The sequence below is a fragment of the Actinomadura syzygii genome (assembly GCF_008085905.1).
GTDB classification, from domain to species: domain Bacteria; phylum Actinomycetota; class Actinomycetes; order Streptosporangiales; family Streptosporangiaceae; genus Spirillospora; species Spirillospora syzygii.
In genome coordinates this window covers 80,086-93,877 of sequence record NZ_VSFF01000014.1, presented here as the reverse complement: position 1 = coordinate 93,877, position 13,792 = coordinate 80,086, and the positions used below count along the sequence as shown (strand labels likewise).

Below are 13,792 nucleotides of genomic sequence, written 5' to 3'. Positions count from 1 at the left end.
TGATGGAGTGAGATGACCCCCGGACCAGGCGGCCTTCCCTACGCGGGTGGGCGTGGGGCCGGGGAGTCGACCGCTGGGCGGCTCCCCGGCCGGGTTCGGGAGTGGCGGCCGCCTTGGGAACTGGACCTGCTCGGGACGCTCGCGCCGCATCAGCGTGGTGGAGGGGGGGATCCCGCGTTCAGGGTTGAGCGGGACGGGTCTGTGTGGCGCGCGTCCTATACGCCGGAAGGGCCCGGGACGATTCGGCTGTGTTGGGCCGGTGATGTCGTCCAGGCAATGGCTTGGGGGCCGGGGGCCGAATGGCTGCTCGACGGGGTGCCGGAGCTACTGGGGGTCGATGATGAGCCGGAGGGGCTTGTCGCGCGGCATGACGTCGTCCGGGAGCAGGTGACCAGGCGGGGCGGGCTGCGGATCGGACGGACGCGGCGGGTTTTCGAGGCGCTCGTCCCCGCCGTGATGGAGCAGAAGGTCCTCGGGCAGGAGGCGTGGCGGGGCTGGCGTTACCTGCTGCGCCGGTTCGGGGAGCCCGCGCCGGGCGCGCCGCACATGCGGGTTCCGCCGCCGCCGGACGTCTGGGTCCGGATTCCCTCGTGGGAGTGGCACCGGTCGGGGCTGGAGGCCGTCCGGGCACGGACGATCATCGGCGCCGCGCGGGTCGCGCGGCGGCTGGAGGAGGGGCCGGACGAGGCGCGGCTCCGCTCGCTGCCCGGCATCGGGGTCTGGACGGCCGCCGAGGTCAGGCAGCGCGCGGTCGGCGATCCCGACGCCGTCTCCGTGGGCGACTACCATCTGCCCGGCCTGGTGGGCTGGGCGCTGGCGGGCCGCAAGGTCGACGACGCCGGGATGCTGGAGCTGCTGGAACCGTACGCCGGGCATCGCTACCGGGTCACCCTGCTGCTGGGATCGTCCGGGAAGCACCCGCCGAGGCGCGGCCCTCGGCTGCCGGTCCGCGACTACCGGTCGTTTTGACCTGGTCGGGTCCGCGGCGGCGGCGCAGCCAGAAGTTGTCGGGAGTCCAGTCGAGGCCGTCGCGGCTGTCGGCGCCGAACAGCGGGCCGAGGACGGCGAGGGCGGCGATGAGTCCGAGCACGTACAACATGGCTTCTTCCTTTGGGATCGCAGTGTTAGAGCGTTCCCGCGCGGGGCGATCGGTGGTGGCGGGGTCTCCGCCGCTTTCCGTCGCACCTACAGTTTGACTGGGTCCAACGTTGAGGTCCAGCGACAGTTCCTGCATGGATTGTGTAAGAATCTCTTCACTATGCTGGATCTCGGCCGGTTGCGGGTGCTTCGCGAACTCAAGCGGCTCGGGACGGCCGGAGCCGTCGCCGACGCGCTCGGGTACAGCCCGTCCGCGGTGTCGCAGCAGCTCGCGCAGTTGCAGCGGGAGGTCGGCGTCCCGCTGGTGGAGCGGGCCGGGCGGCGGCTGCGGCTGACCCCGGCGGGCGAGGTGCTGTGCGAGCACGCCGAGGCCCTGCTCGCCCGCGCGAAGCGCGCGGAGGAGGCGGCCCTCGCGGCGAGCGGGCGCGTAGCCGGGGTGGTCCGGCTCGTCGGTTTCCAGACGGCCCTGCTCCACGTACTGGCCCCCGCGCTGCCCCGGCTCGCGAAGATGTATCCGGAGCTCATGGTGGACGTCGTGGACGAAGAGTCCCACCGCGTCTTGCAGGATCTCGTCCTTCAGGAGATCGACCTCGTCATGACGGACGAATACGCCCTGCTGCCGCGTCCGCGACGTCCGGAGCTGACGTCGGAGGTCCTCATCACGGAGAAGATGCGCGTCGCGCTGCCCGAGGACCATCCGCTCGCCCGGGGCGGCGGCCCGGTGCGAGTGACCGACCTCGCCGGATGCGCATGGGTGACGGGCCACGTAGGCACCAACCACGCCGACCTGCTCGAACGAACGTGCGTGGAGCTAGGCGGCTTCCGCCCCGACGTCCGCCACAGGTCGAACGACCTCCTGGTGATCCTCGCGATGGTGGCCCATGGCGGGGTGGCGTGCCTCGTCCCCGACCTGGCGCTCGCCGAACGCGAGGACGGCATCGTCGTCCGCGACATCGCGGAGGCGCCCGTCGACCGCCGCATGGTCCTCTGGACGCGAGTCGGCGCCGACCTCCGCCCCTCGGTCATGGCCGTCGTCGACGAACTCCGCCGCTCGGCAGACGAACTAGTGGAACGCCACCCCACCTGCATCCGCGGCATCCCCTGACCAGCCCGGCCGGGCCGGAACGCCTGCGGGCCGAGGCCACCGCCGCTACCGGAAGTCGGAGGTCACGGCGGGGGCCCGAGGGCGCGGTCGTGCAGTCATGCGGTCGAGATCGGGAGGGCTCGGAGCCGTCCGAATTCGCCGATGCCGTCCGTGCGGCGCGATGCCTCCAGTCTTTCTGCGGGCACCTCGCCGTACAGGGTGGTGCGTTGCCGGGACGGACGGCCCGCGCGTCGCGCTATCTCCTCCAATTCGCTGATGGCCTTAAAGGAGCCGTTTTCGGATCCGGCCATTCGGCTGATGGTCTCCTCCATGAGCGTCCCGCCCAGGTCGTTCACGCCGCCTTGCAGGACGCGGGTGCAGAGTTCGTCTCCCAGTTTCACCCAGGACGTCTGGATGTTGGAAATGGAGCCGTGCAGCAATATGCGCGCCAGCGCGTGAACGGCGACGTTCTCCCGGACGGTCGGCCCCGGCCGTGCCAGCCCGGCCAGGTAGATCGGCGAATTGTGGTGGACGAACGGCAGCAGCACGAATTCGCTGAATCCGCCCGTCCGTTCCTGGATGGAGCGGAGCAGTTTGATGTGCGCGACCCAGTGCGCAGGGGTGTCCACGTGCCCGTACATCATCGTGGACGTCGTCGGCATGCCGATCTCGTGCGCCGTGGTGACGACCTCGACCCACTGGTCGGTCGGCAGTTTGCCCTTGGTCAGCACCCAGCGGACGTCGTCGTCCAGAATTTCGGCGGCCGTCCCGGGGAGCGAGTCGACACCGGCCTCCCGAGCCGCCTCCAGCCATTCGCGGATGGACATGTCCGTCCGGGACGCGCCGTTCACGACCTCCATCGGGCTGTACGAATGCAAATGGATGTCGGGGGCGCGGCGCTTAACCTCGCGGGCGAGATCGAAGTACGCGGTGCCGGGCAGGTCGGGGTGAATGCCGCCCTGCATGCAGACTTCGGTGGCGCCCGCGGCCCACGCCTCCTCTACGCGGTCTCCGACCTGCTGGAGGGAAAGGCTGTAGGCGTCGGCGTCGGTGCGGCGCTGGGCGAACGCGCAGAAACGGCAGCCGGTGTAGCAGACGTTCGTGAAATTGATGTTCCGGGTGACGACATAGGTGACCTCGTCGCCGACCGCCTCGCGGCGCAGGTCGTCGGCCAGCGCGGCCAGCGCGTCCAATTCCGGGCCGTCGGCGTGGAGGAGGGCGAGCGCCTCGTCGTCGGTCAATCCGGCGGGGTTCTGCTCGGCGCGGGAAAGGGCCGCCTTCACGTCTGCGTCGAAGCGTTGCGGGGCGGACAGGCGGTCGCGCAGCGCGTCCCAGTCGCCGTACACCTCGTCGAAATCGTCGCGGCGGTCGGTGGTGCGGCCGGTGGTGTCGATTTCGGTGTGCAGGTCGGTTCGTCCGGACGACTCGAAACCGCCGTCCGGCTCCTGCCAGGGACGTCCCTCAAGGACGGCGTCCTCGCGGGCGAGGCCGGTCGCCGGGTCGGCCAGGGCGGCGACGTGCGCGGTCAGGCGCGGGTCGAGCCACGGCTCGCCGCGCCGCACGTACTCGGGGTAGATCGTCAAACGTTCGCGCAGGTCGAAGCCCGATTCGGCGGTCTTCGCCGCCAGTTCCTCGATCTGCGGCCACGGCCGCTCCGGGTTCACGTGGTCGGGCGTCAGCGGCGACACCCCGCCCCAGTCGTCGATCCCGGCGCGCAGCATCAGGGCGAACTGGTCGGCGACGAGGTTCGGCGGCGCCTGCACGCGCGCCTTCGGGCCGAGGACAAGGCGCGTCACCGCGATCGTCGCGGCGAGTTCCTCCAATTCCGCGTCGGGGGTGTCGCGCATCTTCGTGTCGGGCTTCGCGCGGAAGTTCTGCACGATGACTTCCTGGATCGCGCCGTACTCGCGCATCGTCCGGCGGATCTCGAAAATGGCGTCCGCGCGTTCCTCGACCGTTTCGCCGATGCCGATCAAAATGCCGGTGGTGAACGGCACGTTGGTGCGTCCCGCGTCCTCAAGAACGCGCAGCCGGACGGCCGGGTCCTTGTCCGGCGACCCGAAATGCGGGCCGCCGCGCTCGGAGAACAGCCGCGTCGCCGTCGTCTCCAGCATCATCCCCATGGACGGCGCGACCGGCTTGAGCCGCTGGAAGTCGCGCCACGTCAGCACGCCCGGGTTCAGATGCGGCAGGAGGCCGGTCTCCTCAAGGACCCGGATCGCCATCGCGCGCACATAGGAGAGCGTGTCGTCGTAGCCGTGCGCGTCCAGCCATTCGCGGGCCTGCTTCCACCGGTCCTCGGGACGGTCCCCGAGCGTGAACAGCGCCTCCTTGCAGCCCATCGCCGCGCCCTGCCGCGCGATCTCCAGCACCTCGTCCGGGCTGAGGTAGGGCGCGTCCAACTTGTGCGGGACGGTCGCGAACGTGCAGTACCCGCAGCGGTCCCGGCAGAGCCGGGTCAGCGGGATGAAGACCTTGCGGCTGTAGGTGATGACGCCCGGACGGCCCGCCGCCTCCAGACCGGCGTCCCGGGTTCGGGCCGCGTACGCGAGCAGGTCGTCGAGCTGCGGCCCCCGAGCCTGCAGCAGTGTCGTCGCCTCGGATCGGTCCAGTGTCTTGCCGTCACGCGCGCGGGCCAGTGCCCGGCGGAGCGCGGAGCTGGTGGCGTCCATGCGGGCACTCTATGCCAATCGTCATATTCCAGATTGCTGTGGGTGCCCCGGCCGTCCGACCATCCCAAGCCGCGACGCCCGCGATCTATTCCCGACCCACTACCTGACCTCGACAAAGGCGTCCGGACTGCGCGGAGGGCGGTCGCGGGGCGGGGCGGCGGCGTGGCCGATGCCGACGGCGCCCATCGGGTCCCAGTCGTCCGGCAGGTCGAGGACGTCGCGGACGACGTCGCGGCAGAACATCGTGCTCGACACCCAGCACGACCCGAGCCCCTCCGCCGCCAGCGCGACCAGCAGATTCTCCACCCCCGCCCCGGCCGCGACGACGAACATCTCCCGCTCGGCGCGGGCCCGGCGCTCGTCCGGGTAGTCGTGCGAGCCGTCCATGACCAGGCACGGGACGACCAGGTACGGCGCCCGCCGCAGCGGCTCCCCGCGGCGCAGCCGCTTGGTGACCGACTCCTCGGAGAAGCCGTCCCGGCGCAGGTCGGCCTCCCAGGCGTCGCGCATCGCGTCGAGCAGGCGCGTCCGCGACTCCGCCGACTCCAGCAGCACGAACCGCCACGGCGTCGTGTGGTGCGGCGCCGGAGCGGTGATCGCGGCGGCCACCGCGCGGCGCACCGCCGCCGGGTCGACCGGGTCGGCGGTGAACTCGCGGATCGTGCGGCGTGCCTGGAGCACCTCGGACGGGCCGTACCGGAACATGTCCTCGTCGGGCGGCCGGACGAGCAGCCGCGCGCCCGGCCCGTCGTCCGCCGTGACCAGCGCGGACAGCCCGCGCACCACCGCGATCGGCACGCCGTCGAGCTTGCCCTTCACCAGTTCCGCGGCGGCGGCGATCTCGTCCGCGACGGCGGTGATCGTCTGTTCGAGGCGGTTGCCGTGCCGGTCGTCCATGCCGCGCAGGTCGCTCAGCGGGTCGAGGCCCGCGACGCCGATCGCCGCGTCCGTCAGCCCGTTCCGCCACGGACGGCCGAGCGTGTCGGACAGGATGACCGCGACGTCCGCGCCCAGCCGCTCGCGCACGCCCGCGCGGATCCGGCGGGCCGAGGCGTCCGGGTCCTCCGGCAGCAGCAGCACCGTGCCCGGCCTGGTGTTGGACGCGTCCACGCCCGCTGCCGCGAGGACGAGCCCCTGCCGCGTCTCCACGATCCGCGTCTCGCCGCGCGCGTGCACCCGCCGCGCCACCACCCGGACGGTCTCCGCGTCGATGGCCTTCTCCCGGTCGTCCGCGACCAGGACCCGGCCCTCCGCCTTGCTCACGATCTTGGACGTGACGACGAGCAGGTCGCCGTCCCGCACCGCGTCCGCCGGGATCAGCGCGGCGATGTCGTCGCCCTCCGCGACCTCCGGCAGCCCCGGGATCCCGAACACCTCGAAGTTCACTCCGCGTCCTCCGCCCGCTTCAGTTCCAACGCGAGGTCGAGGGCCGCGCGGGCGATGGCGGCGGTCGCCTCGGCGTCGCTCATCAGCAGCGGGCGCGCCCGCACCTCGATGCCCTCCACCCGGACGTCGGCGTCCGCGTCGTCGACGAGCCAGCCGTCCAGCAGCCCGAGCCCGTACAGCTCGGCGACCGCGCGGGCCGACGTCTGGACGCCGATCGCGGTCAGGCAGGCGTCCGCCATGCCGCGCACGGGGGCGTCCCCGATGATGGGGGAGACGCCGACGACGGTCTTCCTGGCCACCGCGTCGCGGATGCCGGGGACGGCGAGGATCGTCCCGATGCTCACCACCGGGTTGGACGGCGGGAACAGCACCACGTCCGCCGCGTCGACCGCCTCGACCACGCCCGGCGCGGGCTTGGACTCCTCCGCCCCGACCGCCGCGATCGACAGCGCCGGGACGGACGCCCGGAGCCGCACCCACCACTCCTGGAAGTGGACGGCCCGGCGGCCCTGGTCGTCCTCGATCACGACGTGCGTCTCGACCTGGTCGTCGGTCATCGGGAGCAGCCGGACGCCCGGGTTCCACCGGTCGCACAGCGCCTCCGTCACCGCCGACAGCGGATACCCGGCGGCGAGCATCTGCGTCCGGACGATGTGCGTCGCGAAGTCGCGGTCGCCCAGCCCGAACCACCCGGGACCGACCCCGTACGCCGCGAGTTCCTCCTTGACGGTGAACGTCTCGGCGGCCCGGCCCCAGCCCTGCTCCTCGTTGATGCCGCCGCCGAGCGTGTACATCACGGTGTCCAGGTCGGGACACACCCGGAGCCCGAACAGGGAGATGTCGTCACCGGTGTTGCCGATGACGGCGATCTCCGCTTCGGGGGCGGCGGCCTTGAGCCCGCGCAGAAAACGGGCCCCGCCGATCCCGCCCGCCAACGCCACGATCTTCATAAGATCAACCCTATTCACCCGCGTCCGGGCCCGAGTCCGTCCCCTCCCGGGACGTCCTCCCCTCTGGGTCTGACGGGCGTGGATATGCAAAGCTTTGCCGTGTAATCACGCAGCCTCGGTCTGGAGATGTCACCGTGAACAAGGAAGCCGTCCAGCGCCTGCGCGAACCGGCCGCCTGGGTACTGCTCGCCTCAGCGGGCGTGCAGTTGCTCGCGGGCATCATCAGCCTTCTCGGGGACGACGGCTCGTTCACCTACCGCGCCCTCCTGGAGACCCTCGGCGGGACGTTCCTCCAGATCGGGATCGTGGGGCTGCTCGTCCTCGCCGTCCTGCTCGCGACGTGGGAGACGCCCACCCCGCAGGGCAGGACGATCACCATGGGCGCGCTCGGCGTGCTCGGCGGGATGGCGCTGTTCGGCGTGATCTGCTGGCTGAGCGGGATGCTCGCCGACTCCGAGGCCGCGAACTCGGTCACGAAGCTGTCGGCGTTCCTGGTCGGGGCCGGGAAGCTCGCCGTGCTCGGCGTCGGCGGATGGTTCGTCTTCACCGTCTTCCAGCGGCTCCAGCCGCCGCGTCCGCAGATGCCGCAGGGCTACCCGGGCTACCAGCAGGGACAGCCCGTCCAGCCCGGCCAGCAGGGCTATGACCAGCAGGGCTATGACCAGCAGGGCTACGGGCAGCAGGGGTACGACCAGCAGGGCTACGGCCAGCAGCAGTACCAGCAGTACGGCCAGCAGCAGCCGGGCGCCGAGGGCCAGCAGCAGTACGACCCGCAGGCGTACGGGCAGCAGGGTTACGGCCAGCAGCAGTACTACCAGGGCGGCGCCGGTCAGCAGGCCGGTCAGCAGGCTGGCCAGCAGGGCTACGAGCAGCAGCCGCAGCCGTCCGAGCAGGACGAGATGGGCGAGTGGACCCGCGCCTACGGCGGCTCCGGCCAGGAGCAGGGCCCGCAGGGCACGCAGCCCGCGCCGCCGCAGCAGGGCGGCGGGGACCGTCCCGAGGACAGCGGCGACTGGTACCGCGACAACCGGCCCCCGCCGCCGCAGTGACACCGGCCGCAGCGACACGGGCGCGGTGAGACGGTCGCGCTGACGGTGGTTACCGCCCGATTAACGGATCTTCACCGAAAGGTCACCGGGCCCTCCCGGGATAGCCCGCTTTGTCGGGCCGGAAAGCTCTCCGGCTTGACGGGGCGGGCGCTACACACGTGTAATTTCGTCGGTGTAGTTTCAATGCGCTCTCAGGGGAATGAACCCCGGGGGGAGGCATTGACCAGGGGGTTCCACGGGCAGGGAGGTGCGCTGTGAGCGAGGTCGTCATCCCGCTGGCGCACGGCACAGACGGTGAAGAGTTGGGCTGGCAGGAGCGCGCCCTGTGCGCGCAGACGGACCCGGAGGCGTTCTTTCCGGAGAAGGGCGGCTCCACTCGGGAGGCCAAGAAGGTGTGCCGGGCATGCGAGGTGCGTACGGAGTGCCTGGAGTACGCGCTGCAGCACGATGAACGCTTCGGCATCTGGGGAGGGCTCTCCGAACGGGAGCGTCGCAAACTGAAGCGGCAGGCCGTCTGACGCGCGACGTCTCGCGTAACGTCCGACACACGACGTGACGCACGCACGACGTAACGCACGACGGCGCCGCGTCCGACCAGCGCGGCTTCGGGCGTCGAGACCGGCCGACGGGGAGAGGCCCTCTACGGGGGAGGGCCGCCGGATCTCGGGTTTCCGAAGCGTGTTCACATGGTCCGCGCGTACAGTGTGCAGCCGTGTCGGCTCCGTGCCGGCACGGCTGCTTTCGTTCTCCACGCGAAATCAGCCGTTCCCCGTCGTCCCCCCCACAGATCGATCGTTTTCTTGGCCCGCACTCTCGATCGCCATGTCGTCACGGCCGTCCTCGTCGCGCATGACGGTGCGCGGTGGCTTCCGGAGACGCTCAAGGCGCTGCTGACGCAGGCGCGTCCGGTGCAGCGCCTCGTGGCCGTGGACACCGGAAGCCGCGACCGCGGCCCCGCCCTGCTCGCCGAGGTCATCGGCGACGGGACCGTCCTCACGCTGCCGCGCACCACCGGCTACGGGGAGGCGGTCGCGGAGGCGCTCCGGCAGGACGCCGCGTCCGCGCCCGTCCCCGACGACGAGCCGGGGAACCCGCGCACCGAGTGGGTCTGGCTGCTGCACGACGACTGCGCGCCCGCCCACGACGCCCTCGCCCTTCTGCTGCGGACGGCCGACACCGACCCGGGCATCGCGGTGCTCGGCCCGAAGGTCCGCGACTGGGACGACCGGCGCGTCCTGCGCGAGGTCGGCGTCACCGTCGACGCCGCCGGACGCCGCGCCACGGGCCTCGACCCGCACGAGTTCGACCAGGGGCAGCACGACGGCGTCCGGGACGTCCTCGCCGTCGGCAGCGCGGGGATGCTCGTCCGCCGGGACGTGTGGGAGCGGCTCGGCGGGTTCGACGTCGACTACGGCCTCTTCCGCGACGACCTCGACTTCTGCTGGCGGGCGCACGCCGCCGGGCACCGCGTCGTCACCGCGACCGACGCCGTCGTGTACCACGCGGAGGCGGCCCGCCGCGGGCTCCGCGAGATCGGCATGTCGGCCGAGCACCCGGCCCGCCGCGACCGGCGCAACGCCGTCCACACGCTGCTGGCGAACCAGCCGCTCGGCGCGATGCTGCGGGCCGTCGTCCGGAACGTGTGGGCCTCGCTCGTGCACGCGCTGTTCATGCTGGTCACCAAGCAGCCGGGGGCGGCGCGCGAGGAGCTGCGGGCGCTCGGCGACGTGCTGCGCGACCCGGGCCGGGTCCGCCGCGCCCGCGCCGCCCGCGCGGACGGGCGCAAGCACGTGTACCGCAGCGTCCGCAGGTTCCAGGCCAGATGGGTGGTCGGACGGCGTGCGGCCGAGACGGTCTCGGAGTTCCTCGCCGCCCACGAGCGCGACCACGAGCACGACGAGGACCCGACCGTCGACGAGCCCGGCCCGATCCGCCGGTTCCTCGCCCGGCCGGGCGTCCTGATCGTGCTGGCGCTCGCCGTCGTGGCGGGCGTCGCCGAGCGGTCGCTGCTCACCGTCGCCGGACGGCTCGGCGGCGGCGCGCTCGTCCCCGCGTGGGGCGGCGCGGGCGACCTGTGGGCGCAGTACGTGTCCGGTTGGCATCCGGTCGGGCTGGGCAGCGGCGCCGGAAGCCCGCCGTACGTCGGTGTGCTGGCCGTGCTGTCCACGGTTTTGTTCGGGAAGCCGTGGCTGGCCGTGTCGGTCCTGCTGCTCGGCAGCGTGCCGCTCGCCGGTCTCACCGCCTACCGCGCGTCCCGGCTGCTCGTCACCGGGTCGGCGCGGACGGGACGCCGCGCCCGCGCCACCGGCCGCCGCGTCCCGGTCGGCGCCGTCCGGGCCTGGTTCGCGGCCGCGTACGCGCTGCTCCCGGCCGCGACGGGCGCCGTCGCGGGCGGACGGCTCGGCACCGCCGTCGTGCACGTCCTGCTGCCGCTGATCGCCGTCAACGTCGCCCGCGTGTACGGGCTGCCGCGCTCGGCGGCCGGTCCGGAGAACGCCGCGCTGGACGCCCGCACGCGCCGCAAGCGCGCCGGGCGCGCCGCCTGGGCCGCCGGGCTGCTGCTCGCCACCGCGACGGCGTTCGTCCCGCTGACCTGGCTGATCGCGGTGATCGCGGCCGGGACGGTCTGGGCCCTGTTCGACCGGCCGCGCCGCGAGGGCCGCCGCAACCTGCTCATCGCGCTCGGCGTCCCCCCGCTGCTCCTGCTGCCCTGGATGGCCGGGCTGCTGCTGCACCCGTCCCGGTTCCTGCTGGAGGCGGGCCTGCACCGGCGGTTCGAGCCCGGAACGAGCGCGGCGGGGCTCCTCGCGCTCGACCCGGGCGGGCCCGGCACGCCCGCGTGGTGGGCGCTCGCCGGTCTGCTCGCGGTCGCGGTGTGCGCGCTGCCGCTGCGAAGCCGCCGCAACACCGTCCTCGCGGGCTGGCTGATCGGCGTCTACGGGCTGCTCGTCGCCGTCCTGACCAGCGCCGCCGTCGTCACGAAGGGCGCGGACGAGGCGCCCGTCTGGCCCGGTGTCGCGCTGCTGTTCGCGGGCGCCGGGACGCTGCTCGCGGCGACGGCCGTCGTCCAGCGCGCCACCGAGGCCATCGCCGGGCAGCACCTCATCTACAAGGCGGGCGGCGCGGTCGTGCTGGTCGCCGCGCTCACCGCGCCGCTGCTCGCCGCCGGGTTCTGGACGGTCCGCGGCGCGGACGGCCCGCTCGGCGGGCTCGACCCCGACGTGGTGCCCGCGTTCGTCCACGGGCCGGGCGGGCCGCGGACGCTCGTCCTGCGCACCGACCCGGACGGGCGCGTGTCGTACACGCTCGTCCGCGACGGCCGTCCGCGCCTCGGCGAGGCGGAGGTCGCGGCGACCGGACCCGGCCCCGACCGGCTGGACGGCCTCGTCGCCGGTCTCGCCGCCGGACGCGAGGGCGACGACGGGCCCGCGCTGACCCGGATGGGCGTCCAGTACCTGCTCGTGCCGAAGCCCGCGAAGGACCCGGTCACCAAGGTCCTGGACGCGGCCCCCGAGCTGACCCGCCTCAGCCGCACCGGGACGTTCGCCGTGTGGCGGCTCCAGGCGCAGTCGGCGCGGATGATGCTCGTCGAGGGCGGCACGGTCACGCCCCTGCGCGCCGGACGGATCGACGGCCGCGTCCGCATCCCGGCGGGCACCGGGCCGCGCACGCTCCTGCTGGCCGAACCGTCCGACGGCGGATGGCGGGCCACCCTGAACGGCCGCGACGTCAGGGAACGGAAGGTGGACGGCTGGGCCCAGGGCTACGACATCCCCGCGGGCGGCGGCGAGTTCGCGCTCACGCGTTCGATGACGACGCGGCACGTGTGGATCGGCGTCCAGGCGGTCGCCGTCCTGGTCGTCGCGGCGCTGGCGCTGCCTGGCGCGCGCGGCGACACCCTGCTGTTCACCGGCGAGCGCGAACGGCGGCGCGGCCGCGGACGGAACGGCCGGGGACGGAAGGGACGGCGGCGCGGGACGCACACGCGCGTCTCGGAGGAGCCGCCGGCGCTGGCGGCGCCGCGTGCCGTGCGGGAGCTCACGGCGGGGCCGCCCGCTGAACCGTCCGTGGAGGAAGCCAGCCCCGACCCCGAGGAGGTCTCGTGAACCTGGACAGGGTGCTGCGCCTCTTCGGCATGCGCTACGCCTCCGCCGCGCTGATGCTCGTCGCCCTCGCCGCGCTGTACGGGGCGGCGACGTTCTCCCGTCCGGGCGAGGCCGCCGAGAAGGGCGGGCGGGCGCCCGTCACGTCGGCGGTGCTGGTGTGCCCGGGCCATGAGGGCGGACGGCTCGCCGTCCAGTCGGCGGGCGAGCAGCGCGGCGCCGGACGCGCCGACATGGCCCCGACCAAGGGCGGCTCCGCGCTCGCCACCATGACCTCGCCCGGCCAGGGCTGGGGCAAGGACACGAAGTCCGGCGACGACTCCTACACGCTGCGCGCCACCGGCGCCCTCGCCGCCGGGCTGGAGGCCGAGCAGACCACCGACCGGGGGAGCGGCGACGACCGGGGCCTCGCCGGGGCCCGCTGCGCCGCGCCCACCACCGACACGTGGTTCGTCGGGCCCGGCCCGGACGCCGCCGACCAGGTCGTCCTCTACCTGACGAACGTCGACTCGCAGCCCGCGTCCGTCGACCTGGCCGCGCTGTCCGGCGAGGGCCCGCTCGACACGGTCGAGGGGCGCGGCACGCGCGTCGACCCCTACACGACCAAGGTCGTCCGGATCGGGGAGTCGGACGAGGGGCTCGGCAGCATCGTGAAGTCCGCCGCCGACCTCGCGCTGCGCGTCCGGACGACGAGCGGGCGGGTGGCGGCGTCGCTGCGCGTCCGCGCCGGGAAGGGCAAGGGCGTCGAATGGCTGCCCGCGTCGCCCGCGCCCGCCGCGTCCGTGATCGTGCCGGGGGTGCCGGGCGGGGCGGGGCAGCGGCGGCTGCTCGTGTCCGTGCCGGGCGACGCCGACGCCCAGATCAGGGTGCAGGTGGTCACGAAGGACGGCACGTTCGTCCCGGCCGGGCAGGACGTCCTGGACGCGCCCGCCAAGACCGTCACGTCCCTCGCGCTCGACGGCGCGCTGTCCGGACGGGCGGCGGCGGTGCGGCTCGTCGCGGACCGCCCCGTCCTCGCCGGGTTCGCGGCCGAGCGCGGCGCCGACGTCGCCTACGGGGCGGCCGCCGCGCCGCTCGGCGCGTCCGGGCCGGGGCTCGTCGCGGACAACCGGTTCGACTCGACGCTCGTGCTCAGCGCCCCGGCGGGCGCGGCGACCGTCCAGGTCACGACCGTGAACGCGCAGGGCAGGAGCGGGCCGCGGGAGGTCGCTGTTCCGGCGGGGCACACCGTCGAGTCCAAGCTCGCCGCGCCGAACGGGGGCACGGAATTCGGGGTGATCATCACGCCGAAGGCGGGCTCCGGTCCCGTCTACGCGGCGCGGACGCTCTCGAAGGGCAAGGGCGACGAGTTCCTGTTCACCGTCCTGCCGATCGTGCCCGCCGTGACGAGCATCGACCTGCCGGGCACGGCCGACTCGCAGAGCGCGCTGACACCGGGCTGAGGCGGTCC

The 13,792-nt window shown here is 73.4% G+C and carries 9 protein-coding genes; 6 read left to right on the top strand and 3 right to left on the bottom strand.

All coding sequences use genetic code 11. From position 1 onward, the window contains the following. The first annotated feature begins 276 nt into the window (after positions 1-276). The gene (locus FXF65_RS34160; protein WP_246199299.1) at positions 277-969 is read left to right on the top strand and encodes a DNA-3-methyladenine glycosylase family protein; all 693 of its coding nucleotides are present in this window, start codon (positions 277-279) and stop codon (positions 967-969) included. A gap of 289 nt (positions 970-1,258) precedes the next feature. Then, on the top strand, positions 1,259-2,203 hold the full coding sequence (locus FXF65_RS34155; RefSeq protein ID WP_148354209.1) for a LysR family transcriptional regulator: 945 nt from the start codon (positions 1,259-1,261) through the stop codon (positions 2,201-2,203). A 95-nt stretch (positions 2,204-2,298) separates the two neighbouring features. Here the strand turns inward: FXF65_RS34155 and FXF65_RS34150 are convergent, their stop codons facing one another. From FXF65_RS34150 to cofD, 3 genes are all read right to left on the bottom strand, one after another. Continuing rightward, on the bottom strand, positions 2,299-4,854 hold the full coding sequence (locus FXF65_RS34150; RefSeq protein ID WP_148354208.1) for a bifunctional FO biosynthesis protein CofGH: 2,556 nt from the start codon (positions 4,852-4,854) through the stop codon (positions 2,299-2,301). A 99-nt stretch (positions 4,855-4,953) separates the two neighbouring features. Next, positions 4,954-6,240: a coenzyme F420-0:L-glutamate ligase gene (locus tag FXF65_RS34145; RefSeq protein ID WP_148354207.1), complete on the bottom strand. Its 1,287-nt coding sequence runs from the start codon at positions 6,238-6,240 to the stop codon at positions 4,954-4,956. Next, positions 6,237-7,190, bottom strand: a complete 954-nt coding sequence (cofD, locus tag FXF65_RS34140; protein WP_148354206.1) for a 2-phospho-L-lactate transferase — start codon at positions 7,188-7,190, stop codon at positions 6,237-6,239. Before cofD ends, FXF65_RS34145 begins: the two co-directional genes overlap by 4 nt. Before the next feature lie 134 nt (positions 7,191-7,324). Here cofD and FXF65_RS44110 point away from each other — a divergent pair, with 134 nt between their 5' ends. From FXF65_RS44110 to FXF65_RS34120, 4 genes are all read left to right on the top strand, one after another. Then, complete coding sequence (locus FXF65_RS44110; protein WP_187412653.1) at positions 7,325-8,239, top strand: hypothetical protein; 915 nt, start codon at positions 7,325-7,327, stop codon at positions 8,237-8,239. Between the two features lie 254 nt (positions 8,240-8,493). Beyond that, positions 8,494-8,757 (top strand): WhiB family transcriptional regulator, encoded by a 264-nt coding sequence (locus FXF65_RS34130; protein WP_021594342.1) that lies wholly within the window; start codon positions 8,494-8,496, stop codon positions 8,755-8,757. Positions 8,758-9,039: 282 nt separating this feature from the next. Beyond that, positions 9,040-12,345: a glycosyltransferase family 2 protein gene (locus FXF65_RS34125; RefSeq protein ID WP_246199298.1), complete on the top strand. Its 3,306-nt coding sequence runs from the start codon at positions 9,040-9,042 to the stop codon at positions 12,343-12,345. Next, the gene (locus tag FXF65_RS34120; RefSeq protein ID WP_148354204.1) at positions 12,342-13,784 is read left to right on the top strand and encodes a DUF5719 family protein; all 1,443 of its coding nucleotides are present in this window, start codon (positions 12,342-12,344) and stop codon (positions 13,782-13,784) included. Before FXF65_RS34125 ends, FXF65_RS34120 begins: the two co-directional genes overlap by 4 nt. The last annotated feature ends 8 nt before the right edge of the window (positions 13,785-13,792 follow it).

What these genes read in the sequence shown, in the direction of transcription:
- FXF65_RS34155 (WP_148354209.1), top strand. Translation starts at nt 1,259, where the DNA reads ATGCTGGATCTCGGCCGGTTGCGGGTGCTTCGCGAACTCAAGCGGCTC.
- FXF65_RS34160 (WP_246199299.1), top strand. Translation starts at nt 277, where the DNA reads ATGGCTTGGGGGCCGGGGGCCGAATGGCTGCTCGACGGGGTGCCGGAG.
- FXF65_RS34150 (WP_148354208.1), bottom strand. Translation starts at nt 4,854, where the DNA reads ATGGACGCCACCAGCTCCGCGCTCCGCCGGGCACTGGCCCGCGCGCGT.
- cofD (WP_148354206.1), bottom strand. Translation starts at nt 7,190, where the DNA reads ATGAAGATCGTGGCGTTGGCGGGCGGGATCGGCGGGGCCCGTTTTCTG.